Raw genomic sequence first — 13,608 nt, 5'->3', positions numbered from 1 at the left:
CTAGAACTCGCCCTCGCGCTGAGCCCGGAGCTTGGCCAGCGCCTCGGCCAGGATCGCCTCACCGTCGGCGTCGGAGCGGCGCTCCTTCACGTAGGCCAGGTGAGTCTTGTACGGCTCATTGCGCGGTGGAGCAGGCGGGGCCTGCTCGTTCCGGCCGGCAGGAAGTCCGCAGCGCGGGCAGTCCCACGACTCCGGCTCCTCGGCCTCCAGGGCGAAGGACGGACGCGACTCGTGCCCATTGGCGCACCAGTACGACACCCGATGCCGGGGCGCGGACTCGCCGCGCTCCGACTCGCCCATCGGGCCCGATCCGACTCGGGTACCGCGGATCGCGTTACCGCCAGTCATCGACCCTCACACTCCCACAGGACGTGGTTGAACAACCCCAGTGACGGATTGGCGGCGCTCAGCCGCCGAGCTTGGCCAGCAGCCCGATGCCGATGATGCTGATGATCCAGATCGCGGCCACGAACAACGTGATCCGGTCCAGATTCTTCTCAACAACGCTGGAACCGGACAGGCTCGACTGCATGCCGCCGCCGAACAGCGAGGACAGACCGCCGCCACGACCACGGTGCAGCAGCACCAACAGGATCAGCAGCAGGCTGGCGACGATCAACAGGATCTGCAGGAACAGGTTCATCTCACCCTCGCTGTAAGGCGTATAGACGCTACAGGTTACCTGTTCCGGCCCCGGCTTCGGCGCACGGTCCGGAAAGGAGTGGTCACGGAATGCAGATCGGGGCCCCGCCGAACCTCGACCGGGGCCCCGACCTGCGACAACGATCTACGGCAGCGGCCCGCCGGCCGCCAGCGCGCACAGCTTGGCGAACTCGTCGCCGTCGAGGCTGGCCCCGCCGACGAGGCCGCCGTCGATGTCGGGCTGCTTGATCAGGTCGGCGATGCTGCCGGACTTGACCGAGCCGCCGTAGAGCACGCGGACGACGTCGGCGACCTCCTGGCCGTACTTGTCGGCCAGGGTGGACCGGATGGACGCGCAGACCTCCTGCGCGTCCGAGGGCGTGGCCACCTTGCCGGTGCCGATGGCCCACACCGGCTCGTAGGCGATGACGACCTTGGCCGCCTGCTCCGCCTTGAGCCCCTTGAGGCCGGCGATGAGCTGCGTGTTGCAGTGCTCAAGGTGGCCGTTGACCTCACGGACCTCGAGACGCTCACCGACGCACAGGATGGGCGTGAGCCCGTGCTTGAGCGCGGCCTTGACCTTGCGGTTGACCAGCTCGTCGTCCTCGTTGTGGTACTCGCGCCGCTCGGAGTGCCCGACGACGACATAGGTGCAGCCCAGCTTGGCCAGCTGCAAGCCCGACACGTCGCCGGTGTACGCGCCCGAGTCGTGCGGCGACAGGTCCTGCGCGCCGTACTTGAGCAGCATCTTGTCGCCGTCGATCAGGGTCTGCACGCTGCGCAGCGAGATGAACGGCGGCAGCACCGCCACCTCGACCTTGGCGAAGTACTTCTCCGGCAGCGAGAAGGCGATCTTCTGGGTGAGTCCGATGGCCTCGAGGTGCGTGAGGTTCATCTTCCAGTTGCCGGCGACCAGCGGAAGGCGGGCCATCAGTCCTCCAAAACCTTCACGCCGGGGAGCTCCTTGCCCTCCAGGTACTCCAGCGACGCGCCGCCGCCGGTGGAGATGTGCGAGAAGCCGTCCTCGGGCAGACCCAGCTGGCGCACGGCCGCGGCGGAGTCGCCCCCGCCGACCACGGTGAACGCGTCGGAGTCGACCAGCGCCTGCGCGACGGCACGGGTGCCGTCGGCGAACGCGGCGAACTCGAACACGCCCATCGGGCCGTTCCAGAACACGGTCCTGGCGTCGGCCAGCTTGCTCGCGAACAGCTCGCGCGTGGCCGGGCCGATGTCGAGACCCTCCCGGTCGGCCGGGATGGCGTCGGTGGACACGACCTCGAACGGCGCGTCCTCGGCGAAGGTCGTCGCGGCCAGCACGTCGACCGGCAGCACGAGCTCGACGCCGCGCTTGTCGGCCTCGGCCAGGAAACCCCTGACCTGGTCGAGCTGGTCGGCCTGCAACAGCGAGTTGCCGACCTCCTTGCCCTGCGCCTTGAGGAAGGTGTACGCCATGCCGCCGCCGATGAGCAGCCGGTCGACCTTGGTCAGCAGGTTGGCGATGACGCCGAGCTTGTCGGACACCTTCGCGCCGCCGAGCACCACCACGTACGGGCGGGCCGTGTCGTCGGTGAGCTTGCGCAGCACCTCGACCTCGGCCAGCACCAGGCCGCCGGCGTAGTGCGGCAGCTTGGCCGCCACGTCGTAGACCGAGGCCTGCTTGCGGTGCACGACGCCGAAGCCGTCGGACACGAAGGCGGCCTTGTCGCCGACCAGCGACACCAGGTCGTCGGCGAGCGACTCGCGCTCGGCGGCGTCCTTGCTGGTCTCGCGCGGGTCGAAGCGGATGTTCTCCAGCAGCGCCAGGCCGCCGTCGGTGAGCGCGCCCACCACGGCCTTGGCCGACTCGCCGACGACGTCGGCGGCCAGCGCCACCTCGGCGCCCAGCAGCTCGCCCAGCCGGGCGGCGGCGGGGGCGAGCGAGAACTTCGGGTCCGGCTCGCCCTTGGGACGGCCCAGGTGGGCCGTCACGACGACCCGCGCGCCGGCCTCGGTGAGGCGCCGGGCGGTGGGCAGGAACGCCCGGATCCGGCCGTCGTCGGTGATCTTGTCGCCGTCCAGCGGGACGTTGAGGTCGGCACGCACCAGCACGTGCCGACCCTGCACGCCCTCGGCGATCAGGTCGTCGAGAGTCTTCACTTGCGGTTACCCTCTCAGAGCTTCGAGGCGACCAGCGACACCAGGTCGGCGAGGCGGTTGGAGTAGCCCCACTCGTTGTCGTACCAGCCGACGACCTTGACCTGGTTGCCGATGACCTTGGTCAGCGGCGCGTCGTAGATGCAGGACGCCGGGTCGGTGACGATGTCCGAGGACACGATCGGGTCGTCGTTGTAGCGCAGGTACTTGCCCAGCGGGCCGTCGGCCGCGGCCTTGTACGCGGCGTTGACCTCGTCCAGGGTGACCTCGCGGCCCACGGTGACGGTCAGGTCGGTGGCCGAGCCGGTCGGCACCGGCACGCGCAGCGCGTAGCCGTCCAGCTTGCCCTTCAGCTCCGGCAGCACCAGGCCGATGGCCTTGGCCGCACCGGTCGAGGTGGGCACGATGTTCAGCGCGGCGGCGCGGGCGCGGCGCAGGTCCTTGTGCGGCGCGTCCTGGAGGTTCTGGTCCTGCGTGTACGCGTGGATCGTGGTCATCAGGCCACGCTCGATGGTGAACGCGTCGTGCAGCACCTTGGCCAGCGGGGCCAGGCAGTTCGTGGTGCACGAGGCGTTCGAGATGATGGTCTGCGAGCCGTCGTACAGGTCGTCGTTGGCGCCGAGCACGATGGTCAGGTCCTCGCCCTTGGCCGGCGCGGAGATGATGACCTTCTTGGCGCCGCCCTCGTCCACGTGCTTGCGGGCCGCCGCGGCGTCGGTGAAGAAGCCGGTCGACTCGACCACGACGTCCACGCCGAGGTCCTTCCAGGGCAGCTTGCCCGGGTCGCGCTCGGCCAGCGCCTTGATGACCTTGCCGTCGACCTCGATGCCGTCGTCGTGCAGCGACACCTCGCCGGGGAAGCGGCCAAGGATGGTGTCGTACTTCAGCAGGTGCGCCATGGTCGCGACGTCACCCAGGTCGTTGAAGGCCACGATCTCGATGTCGTGCCCGCTGGCCTTGACCGCCCTGAAGAAGTTGCGGCCGATGCGGCCGAAGCCGTTGACACCTACGCGAACCGTCACGGTGTGTCTCCTCGAAACTCGAACCGGTCGAATGCCGGAGCCCAGTAGATGCGGCGACGCTGCCTGCCGGCAACACTAGCGTTACGAAGTAGCGCTGGTCACAGTGGTATGGCAGCTTTCTTGATCGAGCCAGCTGAGACTGCTCCGTTCGGCCCAGCAATCGCCTCAAATTGGTTCAGACCAAGCCCCCGTTCCGACGCCACATGTGCGCCACATTCGACTCCCAGAGCCACATGCGGACCGCATGTGGCGAAAAGTGGGGTCAGCGGCGGGGGGAGCCGAAGCGCACGCCGCCGTTGATGGTGTGGGCCTGGACACCGTGATTGCCGCCGCCGTTGATGGTGTTCGTCACGGTGCCGACGTCAGTGGCCTTGCTCTCCTCGACCGGTGCAGATGCCGCCGCGTCGTCCTCGGCGATCATCCCGGCGAGGGTGCGGGCGTCGAAGCCGGGCACCGCGACCCAGGCGTGGGTGGTGAACTCCTTGTTGGTCACGGCCAGCGCCGCGAAGTCCGTGGCCCGCGCGACCTTGGTGTAGTCGCCGGCGAAGACCGTGCGGTGCACGGCGTCGGACATGATCATCGCGGTGCTCATCGAGCCGTCCGGGCGGGCGGCGATGCAGCGACGGGCCAGCGCCTTGAACGCGGGCGCCTCCAGCAGGCGGCTGCGCGAGATGTTGGCCGGGTGGAAGCCCTGGGTGCCGGGCAGCGGCCCGACCTCCACGGCCAGCCGGAGCCGAAGCTCCAGCTTGTTCCACTTGTTGTGCTCGGCGACGATCCCGTCCAAGGTGCGGCCCAGGTCCACGACACGGCCCAGCAGCCCGCTCGGGAAGGCGTAGAGCCAGCCGTCGCCGGTGTACTGCGCGTCCACCGCGTCCTGCCGGGACACCGCCACCGCGTCCATGCCGGCCGACAGCAGCGTCGCCAGCACGGACGGCACCTGCGGCAGCAGATGGGGCGCGGTCCGGGCGGAGTCGATCACATCGACCCCGAGCAGGGTCCGGATGTCGGGCACGGTGTTGGCACTCGACCCCGCAAGCGAGTCTTCGGTCTCCAAGGCTCCTCCAAGTGGCAGACGCTCAACACGCACGAGTGGAGTCTGGTTGCGCAAAGTTGTCGGGTCTCCCGGAAAAGCGGGACACGTCGTGCCGACCCGGCCGCCATTCCGGGTCGGCCAGGCAGCGTTCCAGCAACGGCGGATCGGGCAGCACGTAACTGCGCCGCCCCGTCTCCAACAGCTTGTCCGACCGCAACTGCTTCAGCACGTGGTCGACGGTCTTGGCCGACGCCGTCACGAACTGGGCGATCTCCAACTGGGTCAGGCCCTTCACCCGCAGCCCGCCGCCGTCCACCGGCTCGCCGGAGGAGTGAGCCCAGCTCAACAGCTGCTTGGCCACCCGCACCGACACCTCGAACGAGGCGTGCAGCCGCTGCCGCTGATCGGCCTGGAACAACCGCTTGCTCAACACATCCGTCACGTGCGCGGCCAACGGCGGATGATCACGCAGCAGCGTCCGGAAGGTGTGCGCGTCCACGTGCAGCGCGGCGCCGGGCGTTCGGGCGATCACGTCCGCGCTGCGCGGCCGGTCCCCCATCACGCCCATCTCCCCCATCAGCTCGCCCGCGCCGTAGAAGCCGAGAATGGAGTCCGCGCCGTTGGGGCCGTGCAGCACGACCTTGACCTTGCCGGTCTCGATCAGCAGCACCTCGTCGCTGGGCGCGCCCTCCGCGATCAGCACCTCGCCCCGGCGAAACGGTCTGGTACGGCCGGAATTCCGCAGCAGGGTTCGGACCTGATCGGCTAACCGGTCGTCGGTCATGTCACGTGTGTCCCCTCAGCGACGAGCGCAGCCGTGCAGGGATATCAGACGTCGGCCTCCTCGACCTCCAACATCTCCGGAGTCACCGCCGACTCCGTGTCCGGCAGACCGAGCTCGTGGGCCCGCTTGTCCGCCATGGCCAACAGCCGCCGAATCCGGCCGGCCACCGCGTCCTTGGTCATCGGCGGCTCGGACAGCTGGCCGAGCTCCTCCAGCGACGCCTGACGGTTGCTCAGCCGCAGCCGCCCCGCGGTGACGAGGTGCACCGGCGCCGACGGCCCCAGGATGTCCAGCGCGCGCTCGACCCGGGCGGCGGCGGCGACCGCGGCGCGGGCGGAGCGGCGCAGGTTGGCGTCGTCGAAGTTGGCCAGCCGGTTGGCGGTGGCGCGGACCTCGCGGCGCATCCGCCGTTCCTCCCACGCCATCACGGAGTCGTGCGCGCCGAGGCGCGTCAGCAGCGCGCCGATGGCGTCGCCGTCACGGACCACGACCCGGTCCGCGCCGCGCACCTCGCGGGACTTGGCCTGGATGCCCATGCGCCGCGCGGCGCCGACGAGAGCCAGCGCGGCCTCCGGCCCTGGGCACGTCACCTCAAGCGCGCTGGAACGCCCCGGCTCCGTGAGCGAACCATGCGCGAGGAACGCCCCGCGCCAGGCCGACTCGGAGTCGCAGGTGCCGCCGGACACCACCGGCGCCGGCAGTCCCCGCACCGGGCGGCCGCGCGGGTCGAGCAGGCCGGTCTGACGGGCCAGTCCCTCGCCGTCCTTGACCACCCGCACCACCCAGCGGGTCCCCTTGCGCAGCCCGCCGGAGGTCAGCACATGCACGTCGGAGTGGTGCCCGTACAGGTCGTGGATCTCCTTGCGCAGCCGTCGTGCGGCCGCGCCGGTGTCCAACTCGGCCTCGACCACGACCCGGCCGGCGACGATGTGCAGGCCACCGGCGAACCGCAGCAGGGAGGAGACCTCGGCCCGGCGGCAGCACGTCTTGGCCACCGCCAGCCGGCTCAGCTCGTCCTTGACCGCGCCGGTCATCGCCACAGGTGGTCTCCTCCGCCTCTACTTCACACTCGGTCGTGCAGTCCGTGCAGCTGCAGCGCGTCCCGCAGGGACAGCGCCAGCGCCGCCGGATCATGCCGGTCGGCGGCGCCCCCGGCCGTCACGCTGGACAGGTACGCCGTCGCCCCCAGCGAGGCCGCCGCAGTGCGCAGCCGCTCCGGGGTCGGCACCGAGTCCACGTCGGCGACCACTGCGTCAACCCGCAGTCTCGGTGCGTGCTGGCAGAGTACGTCCAAGTGGCGTTCGGGGGAGAAACCGGCGGTCTCACCTGGTTGGGGGACGAGGTTGAGCACAACCACCTTGCAGGCCGCCGTGTCGACGAGGGCCTCGTGCAGCTCCGGCACCAGCAGGTGCGGCAGCACGCTGGTGAACCAAGATCCAGGTCCGAGCAGCACGACGTCCGCGTCGAGCACCGCCTGCACGGCCTGCGGACACGCGGTCGGCGGGCCGTTGCGGTCGGCCCGCAGCCGGATCCGCTGCACCTGACCGGGTGTGGTGGCGACCGCCACCTGTCCCCTGATCCGGCGAACCGCGGCGACGTCCTCGTCGAGCCCGGTGACGTCCGCCTCGATGTCCAACGGCACGTTGCTCATCGGTAACACCCGCCCGCGCAGGCCCATCAGCCGCGCCACCTCGTCCAGCACCGCGACGGGGTCGCCCAGCGTCTCCAGCAGGCCGGCGATCAGCAGGTTGCCGACGGCATGGCCGGCCAGCGCCCCGTTGCCGCCGAAGCGGTGCTGGAACACCTCCGCCCACATGCGGCCGGCGTCGTCCTCGGCGGCCAGCGCGGCCAGGGCCTTGCGCAGGTCGCCGGGCGGCAGCAGGCCCAGCTCGCGGCGCAGCCGGCCGGAGGAGCCGCCGTCGTCGGCCACCGTGACCACGGCGGTGACGTCCGGGGTGAGCAGGCGCAGGGCGCCGAGCGTGGCCTGGAGGCCATGGCCGCCGCCCAGGGCGACGGCCCGGAGGGGCTTGTCATGCGCGCCGATCGCCTGCACGGGAATCACTCGCGACCCAGGTCCCGGTGCACGACCTTGACGGTCATCCCGTCCTCCGTCGACAGCAGTCCTGAAAGTTCTTCGGAAATCGCCACGCTTCGGTGCTTACCACCGGTGCAGCCGACAGCCAAGGTCAGATAGCGCTTGCCCTCACGGCGGTAGCCGGCGCCGATCAGCTTGAGCAGCTCGTGGTAGCGGTCCAGGAACTCCTCCGCGCCCTCCTGGCTGAGCACGTAGTTGCGCACGTCGGCGTCGAGGCCGGTCTGCTCGCGCAGCTCCGGGATCCAGAACGGGTTGGGCAGGAAGCGCACGTCCATCACGAGGTCGGCGTCCATCGGCAGGCCGTACTTGTACCCGAAGGAGAGCACGGTGACCCGGGTGCGGGCGCTGGCCTCGGAGCCGAACGTGTCCTCGATCTTGGCCCGCAGCTGGTGCACGGACAGCGAACTGGTGTCCAGCACCAGGTCCGCCGCCTCGCGCAGCGGGGTCAGCAGCAGGCGCTCGGCGGCGATGCCGTCGGCCAGCCGGCCGTCGCCCTGCATCGGGTGGCCGCGGCGCACGGACTCGAAACGGCGCACCAGCACGTCGTCGGTGGCCTCCAGGAACAGCACGCGGGGCTTGTAGCCGCGGGCGTCGAGGTCCTTGATGATGGCGGCGAGGTCGTCGGTGAACGCGCGGCTGCGCACGTCCATCACGACGGCGACGCGAGTGATGGCCCCGCGGGCCTGCGCGCCCAGCTCCACCATGGTCGCGATCAGCTCGGGGGGCAGGTTGTCCACGACGAACCAGCCCAGGTCCTCCAGGCACTTCGCGGCGGTGCTGCGGCCGGCGCCCGACAACCCGGTCACCACGGCGACCTCGATGCCCGACTTGCTGGCGGGTGCATTTACAGTGCTCAATTTTCCCTTTCCTTCCCGGCACTCGCCAGGGTGGCGTACACGGCTTCGGCGGTGCGCCGGCCGACGCCGGGCACTCCACTGATCTCATCCACGGTGGCCTCGCGCAGCTTGCGCACCGAGCCGAAGTGCTTGAGCAGCGCGGCCTTGCGGGTCTGGCCGAGGCCCGGGACCTGGTCCAGCTCCGAGGTGGTCATGCGCTGCCCGCGCTTCTGGCGGTGGTAGGTGATGGCGAAGCGGTGAGCCTCGTCCCGCACGCGCTGCAACAGGTACAGCGCCTCGCTGGTGCGCGGCAGAATCACCGGATCGGGTTCACCCGGGACCCACACCTCCTCCAGGCGCTTGGCCAGGCCGATCACGGCGACATCGGTGACGCCGAGCTCGGCCAGCACGTCCGCGGCCACCGCCACCTGGGGCGCGCCGCCGTCGACGACGAGCAGGTTCGGCGGGTACGCGAACCGCCGCGGCTTGCCGGTGTCCGGGTCGATGCCGGGGCGGTCCGGGTCGACCGGGGCGGCCGCTTCCTGCTGGTAGCGGGCGAACCGGCGGCGGACGACCTCGGCGATCGAGCCGACGTCGCCGCCTTCCGCGCCCTCGCGGATCGCGAACCGCCGGTACTCCGACTTGCGGGCCAGGCCGTCCTCGAAGACCACGAGCGAGGCCACCACGTCCGTGCCCTGCACGTGGCTGACGTCGGTGCACTCGATGCGCAGCGGCGCCGAGTCCAGGCCGAGCGCGTCCTGGAGTTCCTGGAGCGCCGCCGAGCGCGCGGTCAGGTCGCCGGCGCGACGCAGCTTGTGCTGCACGAAGGCGTCCGCGGCGTTGCGCTGCACGGTCTCCATCAGCGCCCGCTTGTCGCCACGCTGCGGGATGCGCAGCTGCACGCGGGATCCGCGCAGGCCCGACAGCCAGTCCTGGACGGCGTCGGCGTCGTCGGGCAGCTCCGGCACCAGCACCTCGCGTGGGATCGGGCTGCCCGTCTGCTCCCCGGTTTGTGAAGGCACAGTTTCCGCCATGTCCGCCTGGTCGCCGTAGAACTGGCTGAGGAACTGGTCCACCAGCCCGGCGGTGTCCATCTCCTCGACCTTGTCGATCACCCAGCCGCGCTGGCCACGGACCCGCCCGCCGCGCACGTGGAACACCTGCACCGACGCTTCCAGCTCGTCCTGGGCGAAGGCCACCACGTCCGCGTCCGTGCCGTCGCCGAGCACGACCGCCTGCTTCTCCAACGCCATCTTCGCCGCACCGAGGTCGTCGCGCAGTCTGGCCGCCCGCTCGAACTCCAGTTCCGCGGACGCGGCCAGCATCTCCCGCTCCAGCCGCTTGATCAGGCCGTCGGTCCGGCCGGCGAGGAAGTCGCAGAAGTCGTCGACGATGTCGCGGTGCTCGTCGGCCGACACCTTGCCCACGCACGGGGCCGAGCACTTGTCGATGTAGCCGAGCAGGCAGGGGCGCCCGATCTGGCCGTGCCGTTTGAAGACGCCGTTCGAGCACGTCCGGGCCGGAAACACCCGCAGCAGCAGGTCCAGCGTCTCCCGGATGGCCCAGGCGTGCGAGTAGGGGCCGAAGTAGCGCACGCCCTTGCGCTTGGGGCCGCGATAGACGTAGAGCCGCGGGAATTCCTCGTTCAGGGTCACCGCGAGCACCGGGTACGACTTGTCGTCGCGATACCGGACGTTGAAGCGCGGGTCGAACTCCTTGATCCAGGAGTACTCCAGCTGGAGCGACTCGACCTCGGTCTTGACGACCGTCCACTCGACGCTGGCCGCGGTGGTGACCATCTGCCGCGTGCGCGGATGCAGCGTGGCCACATCGGCGAAGTACGAGGACAGGCGGCTGCGCAGGCTCTTGGCCTTGCCGACGTAGATCACCCGGCGGTGCTGGTCGCGGAACTTGTACACGCCAGGGTTGTCGGGGATCGTGCCGGAGGCTGGGCGATAGGTCGACGGGTCGGCCACCCGTCCAGCCTACGGCCGGGGTCCGACAGTTCCCGCACGCGGTCGGCGACCGCGTGCGGGAGACGCGTCAGGCCAGCACGACGGCGGCGCCGTTGACCTTCACGTTGACCGCGGTGAGGCCGGTCGTGGCCGGGCCGCGGGTGACCGCGCCGGTGGCGGCGGTGAACTGGCTGCCGTGGCCGGGGCAGGTGATGGTGCCGTTCTGCGGCGCCGCGACGGTGACGCCCTGGTGCGGGCAGGTGGCGCTGAACGCCTTGACCTCGCCGGCGCTGGGCTGCACCAGCAGCAGCTTGCTGCCGCTGCCGCCAGGCTCGTCGACCAGCAGGCCGCCGCCGACCGGGACCGCCGCCAGCTTGGCGACCTCGGTGCCGGCCGCCGCCTTGGGCTGCTGGTCGGTGTTGCCGCCGCCGGTGTCTTTGCTGGACGGGCTGCTGCACGCGGTCGTGACCGCTCCGCCGGCGACCAGGGCGGCGACGAGGCCGCAGAGCACCTGGCGGCGGTTCGGGTTGGCAAGGACCTCGGGCGTGTTCAAACGAGCCTCCGTGCGACGTGGTGGGAAGACACAGTCCACCAGATACACGTGGCCGTTGGATCAGGGGTTCATCCGCATTACCTGTGAATCGTCCGGAATTCGTGTCTTGGAATCTGCTCAGAGAATTCGCGAATTCCGACAAAAAGGTGGCGCCTACCCGCGCCCCGAACGCGGGTAGGCGCCCATTCCCCGCGACAGGGTCTAGTTGGCCGCGCTGGCGATGGTCCTCGCGACGGCCAGCACCGCCGTGAACGGCGGCAGCCAGTGCCGGCTGAAGGAGGGGGCGTTGGCCCACCGCACCCGCCCGTACGGCGTCATGGTCGGCGGCAGCACGATGCTGCTGGGCGACTTCACGAAGCGGATCTCCGACGGGGTCCGCAGCTGCGCCGGCAGCAGGGCCACCAGCTCGGCCAGGAACAGCCAGTTCTCCTGCGGGCTGGGGATCACCAGCGTCGGGCCGGCCAGCATCCGGGCCCGCAGCTCGGCCAGCACGGCGGAGCCGATGCGCGCCGGCATCACCAGGGCGGTGGTGGTCGGCCCCAGCGGCAGCAGCACGCCCTGCTCGGTGACGTTGACCCGCCACCCGAGCATGCGGTAGTTGGCGACGACCTCGCCAAGGGTCCGGCCGAAGCTGCTCTCGGGCGGCTGCGGCGGTTGCACGACGGCCTGCGGGGCTCGTGGCGGCTGGGTCGAGGTACGCATTGGCGGACGTCCTCCCGGGTCGGGCGGTCGCTGCGGCTGGCCGGCGGGTTCATCACCGGGCGCCCTGGTGTGCCAGCAGAGTGCGCCGACACGCCGGGGCACCGCCAAACCGCACCCGGATGGGTCTTATCCGGCTGCTGCATCACCGGTCCGGATGAAGGGTCGGCCGGTTCATGCATGAGGTGAATAGACACGGTCTCACCAGCGATTACACTGTGAACACGCTCAGTCACGGGTGCGAGGTGCCATGGAACCGATCAGGTTACGGCCAGCCAGCACCGGACGAACATGTCCGTGTGGCGCCCGCATCGCGGCCGACAACTCCGACCACCTGTGCACCGCGTGCCGTCGCGGCGCGCGGGACGAGGTGTTCGGCCCGCCCCCGCTGCCGGACGGGTTCTGGGACCACCCGGTGCTCGCCGAGGCCTTCGCCGACCAGAGCATGGGCGGTCTGATCGGGGCGTACCGGCACCACCCGCAGCACCCGCACCGGATCACGCAGGACCGGATGGCGGGCTGGCTGGGCATCAGCCAGGCGCAGCTGTCCCGGTACGAGAACGGGGAGAACCCGATCGACCGGATCGACAAGCTGCGCGCTTTCGCCGAGGTGCTCCGGGTGCCCCCGGAACGCCTCTGGTTCGACCGCACGGGTCCTCCCCGACCCCGTGACCCCGAGGGCTCGACCGTCCGAGACGTCTTCACCCCGTCCTGGGACGCGTTGAGCACTGCCCGGTCCGTCGAAGAGGTGACGAGGAGCGACTTGACTCTCAGCAGAAGGGCGGCGCTGACCGCAGGCGCCGCGGTAGCGGTAGGACCCTCTCTCGTCGAACCGATGCAGCACTGGCTGACGCCGCTGCAACCGCTGGCCAAGTGGGCGGCGGGCGGCGCCATCAGCGCCGATGAGCTGGCGGCGATGCGCATGGTTGTCGACGGGTTGCGCGGCTGGTCGGGCGGCGGCGGTGTCGCCCGCAAGGCAGTGCTCGGACAGCTCAACGAGCTGGCCGAGCGGCTGCGCCGCGCGCCGGACTCCCCCACCACCCAGCAGGCGTTCCAGCTGGGGGCGGAGCTGGCCAAGATGGCGGCGAGCATGTCGTTCGACGCCGGGCTCAACGACTCGGCCCAGCGCTACTACGTGCTGGCGGTGCGGATGGCCAAGGCCAGCCGCAACGAGCCGTTCGGCGCGCTGTGCCTGGCGTCGATGGCCCGGCAGATGTTCGACCTCGGACGCCCCGAGGATGGGCTGGAGCTGGTGCAGCTCGGCCAGTACGGCACGCGCCGCACGGCCACGCCGGCGCTGCGGGCGCTGCTGCACACGCGTGAGGCGTGGGCGTACGCGCTGCTGGGCCGGGTCAACGAGTTCCACCGGGCGGTCGGCCACGCGCAGGAGTGCTTCGGCGCGCGGGACCGGTTGTCCGAGCCGACCTGGATGGCGTCGTTCGACGAGGCGGAGATGGAGGGGGTGATCGGCGCCCGGCTGCGCGACCTGGCCCGGCACGACCCCACCCAGGCTCCGCTGGCCGAGCGGCACATCCGCCGGGCCCTGGCCCTGCGGGACCCGTCGCGGGCCCGCAGCCGGGTGTTCGACGTGATCGGCCTGGCCCGCACCCGGCTGGCCACCGGCGAGCCGGAGGCGGCCTGCGAGCTGATCCAGTCCGTGCTGCCGATGGTGGTCCGGCTGCGCTCGGGCCGGGTCCGCCGCAAGCTCCAGGACTTCGTCACGGAGTCGGCCCAGTACCGCCAGCTCCACGCCGTACGCGAGGTCCAGGACGCCATCCGAGCGGTCCGCACCGCCTGATTTGAAGTTCGGAAGGGACCATTCCTCCACTCGGAGTGGAGGAATGGTGCCGTCCGTG

The 13,608-nt window shown here is 70.7% G+C and carries 14 protein-coding genes; 1 reads left to right on the top strand and 13 read right to left on the bottom strand.

Annotation, left to right across the window (positions count from 1 at the left end; all coding sequences use genetic code 11):
* From AB0M73_RS39225 to AB0M73_RS39165, 13 genes are all read right to left on the bottom strand, one after another.
* Positions 1 to 348: an RNA polymerase-binding protein RbpA gene (locus AB0M73_RS39225; protein ID WP_043716497.1), complete on the bottom strand. Its 348-nt coding sequence runs from the start codon at positions 346 to 348 to the stop codon at positions 1 to 3.
* Positions 349 to 406: 58 nt separating this feature from the next.
* A complete protein-coding gene (gene secG / locus AB0M73_RS39220; RefSeq protein ID WP_043716498.1) occupies positions 407 to 643 on the bottom strand; it encodes a preprotein translocase subunit SecG in 237 nt (78 codons plus the stop codon).
* A gap of 144 nt (positions 644 to 787) precedes the next feature.
* Positions 788 to 1,573, bottom strand: a complete 786-nt coding sequence (gene tpiA, locus AB0M73_RS39215; RefSeq protein ID WP_363902422.1) for a triose-phosphate isomerase — start codon at positions 1,571 to 1,573, stop codon at positions 788 to 790.
* Positions 1,573 to 2,778, bottom strand: a complete 1,206-nt coding sequence (locus tag AB0M73_RS39210; protein ID WP_363902419.1) for a phosphoglycerate kinase — start codon at positions 2,776 to 2,778, stop codon at positions 1,573 to 1,575. The genes tpiA and AB0M73_RS39210 overlap by 1 nt, the downstream gene beginning before the upstream one ends.
* A 14-nt stretch (positions 2,779 to 2,792) precedes the next feature.
* Entirely contained in the window at positions 2,793 to 3,797 is a 1,005-nt protein-coding gene (gap, locus tag AB0M73_RS39205; RefSeq protein WP_363902416.1) for a type I glyceraldehyde-3-phosphate dehydrogenase, read from the bottom strand.
* Positions 3,798 to 4,059: 262 nt separating this feature from the next.
* Entirely contained in the window at positions 4,060 to 4,851 is a 792-nt protein-coding gene (locus AB0M73_RS39200; protein ID WP_363902413.1) for a hypothetical protein, read from the bottom strand.
* Positions 4,852 to 4,873: 22 nt separating this feature from the next.
* Positions 4,874 to 5,614 (bottom strand): Crp/Fnr family transcriptional regulator, encoded by a 741-nt coding sequence (locus AB0M73_RS39195; RefSeq protein WP_363902410.1) that lies wholly within the window; start codon positions 5,612 to 5,614, stop codon positions 4,874 to 4,876.
* A 44-nt stretch (positions 5,615 to 5,658) separates the two neighbouring features.
* Positions 5,659 to 6,654 carry a DNA-binding protein WhiA gene (gene whiA / locus AB0M73_RS39190; RefSeq protein WP_363902407.1) on the bottom strand — a complete coding sequence of 332 codons (996 nt, stop codon included), beginning with the start codon at positions 6,652 to 6,654 and terminating at the stop codon, positions 5,659 to 5,661.
* 23 nt (positions 6,655 to 6,677) lie between these two features.
* Positions 6,678 to 7,676 carry a uridine diphosphate-N-acetylglucosamine-binding protein YvcK gene (yvcK, locus tag AB0M73_RS39185; RefSeq protein WP_363902404.1) on the bottom strand — a complete coding sequence of 333 codons (999 nt, stop codon included), beginning with the start codon at positions 7,674 to 7,676 and terminating at the stop codon, positions 6,678 to 6,680.
* Positions 7,673 to 8,530 carry an RNase adapter RapZ gene (gene rapZ / locus AB0M73_RS39180; protein ID WP_052396559.1) on the bottom strand — a complete coding sequence of 286 codons (858 nt, stop codon included), beginning with the start codon at positions 8,528 to 8,530 and terminating at the stop codon, positions 7,673 to 7,675. The genes yvcK and rapZ overlap by 4 nt, the downstream gene beginning before the upstream one ends.
* Before the next feature lie 32 nt (positions 8,531 to 8,562).
* The gene (uvrC, locus tag AB0M73_RS39175) at positions 8,563 to 10,521 is read right to left on the bottom strand and encodes an excinuclease ABC subunit UvrC (protein WP_363902401.1); all 1,959 of its coding nucleotides are present in this window, start codon (positions 10,519 to 10,521) and stop codon (positions 8,563 to 8,565) included.
* 67 nt (positions 10,522 to 10,588) lie between these two features.
* Positions 10,589 to 11,053, bottom strand: coding sequence for a Rieske (2Fe-2S) protein (locus tag AB0M73_RS39170; RefSeq protein WP_363902398.1), 465 nt, complete (start codon positions 11,051 to 11,053; stop codon positions 10,589 to 10,591).
* A 201-nt stretch (positions 11,054 to 11,254) separates the two neighbouring features.
* The gene (locus AB0M73_RS39165) at positions 11,255 to 11,755 is read right to left on the bottom strand and encodes a hypothetical protein (protein WP_363902395.1); all 501 of its coding nucleotides are present in this window, start codon (positions 11,753 to 11,755) and stop codon (positions 11,255 to 11,257) included.
* 247 nt (positions 11,756 to 12,002) lie between these two features.
* Here AB0M73_RS39165 and AB0M73_RS39160 point away from each other — a divergent pair, with 247 nt between their 5' ends.
* Positions 12,003 to 13,550 carry a helix-turn-helix transcriptional regulator gene (locus tag AB0M73_RS39160; RefSeq protein ID WP_043716518.1) on the top strand — a complete coding sequence of 516 codons (1,548 nt, stop codon included), beginning with the start codon at positions 12,003 to 12,005 and terminating at the stop codon, positions 13,548 to 13,550.
* Positions 13,551 to 13,608: the final 58 nt, after the last annotated feature.

The sequence above is a fragment of the Kutzneria sp. NPDC051319 genome, assembly GCF_040682195.1.
Classification (GTDB): Bacteria; Actinomycetota; Actinomycetes; order Mycobacteriales; family Pseudonocardiaceae; genus Kutzneria.
This window is presented reverse-complemented; position numbering and strand designations above follow the sequence as displayed.

Excerpts from the sequence above, each read along its gene's own strand:
- AB0M73_RS39225 (WP_043716497.1), bottom strand. The coding sequence starts at position 348 with ATGACTGGCGGTAACGCGATCCGCGGTACCCGAGTCGGATCGGGCCCG.
- secG (WP_043716498.1), bottom strand. The coding sequence starts at position 643 with ATGAACCTGTTCCTGCAGATCCTGTTGATCGTCGCCAGCCTGCTGCTG.
- AB0M73_RS39165 (WP_363902395.1), bottom strand. The coding sequence starts at position 11,755 with ATGCGTACCTCGACCCAGCCGCCACGAGCCCCGCAGGCCGTCGTGCAA.
- AB0M73_RS39195 (WP_363902410.1), bottom strand. The coding sequence starts at position 5,614 with ATGACCGACGACCGGTTAGCCGATCAGGTCCGAACCCTGCTGCGGAAT.
- tpiA (WP_363902422.1), bottom strand. The coding sequence starts at position 1,573 with ATGGCCCGCCTTCCGCTGGTCGCCGGCAACTGGAAGATGAACCTCACG.
- AB0M73_RS39160 (WP_043716518.1), top strand. The coding sequence starts at position 12,003 with ATGGAACCGATCAGGTTACGGCCAGCCAGCACCGGACGAACATGTCCG.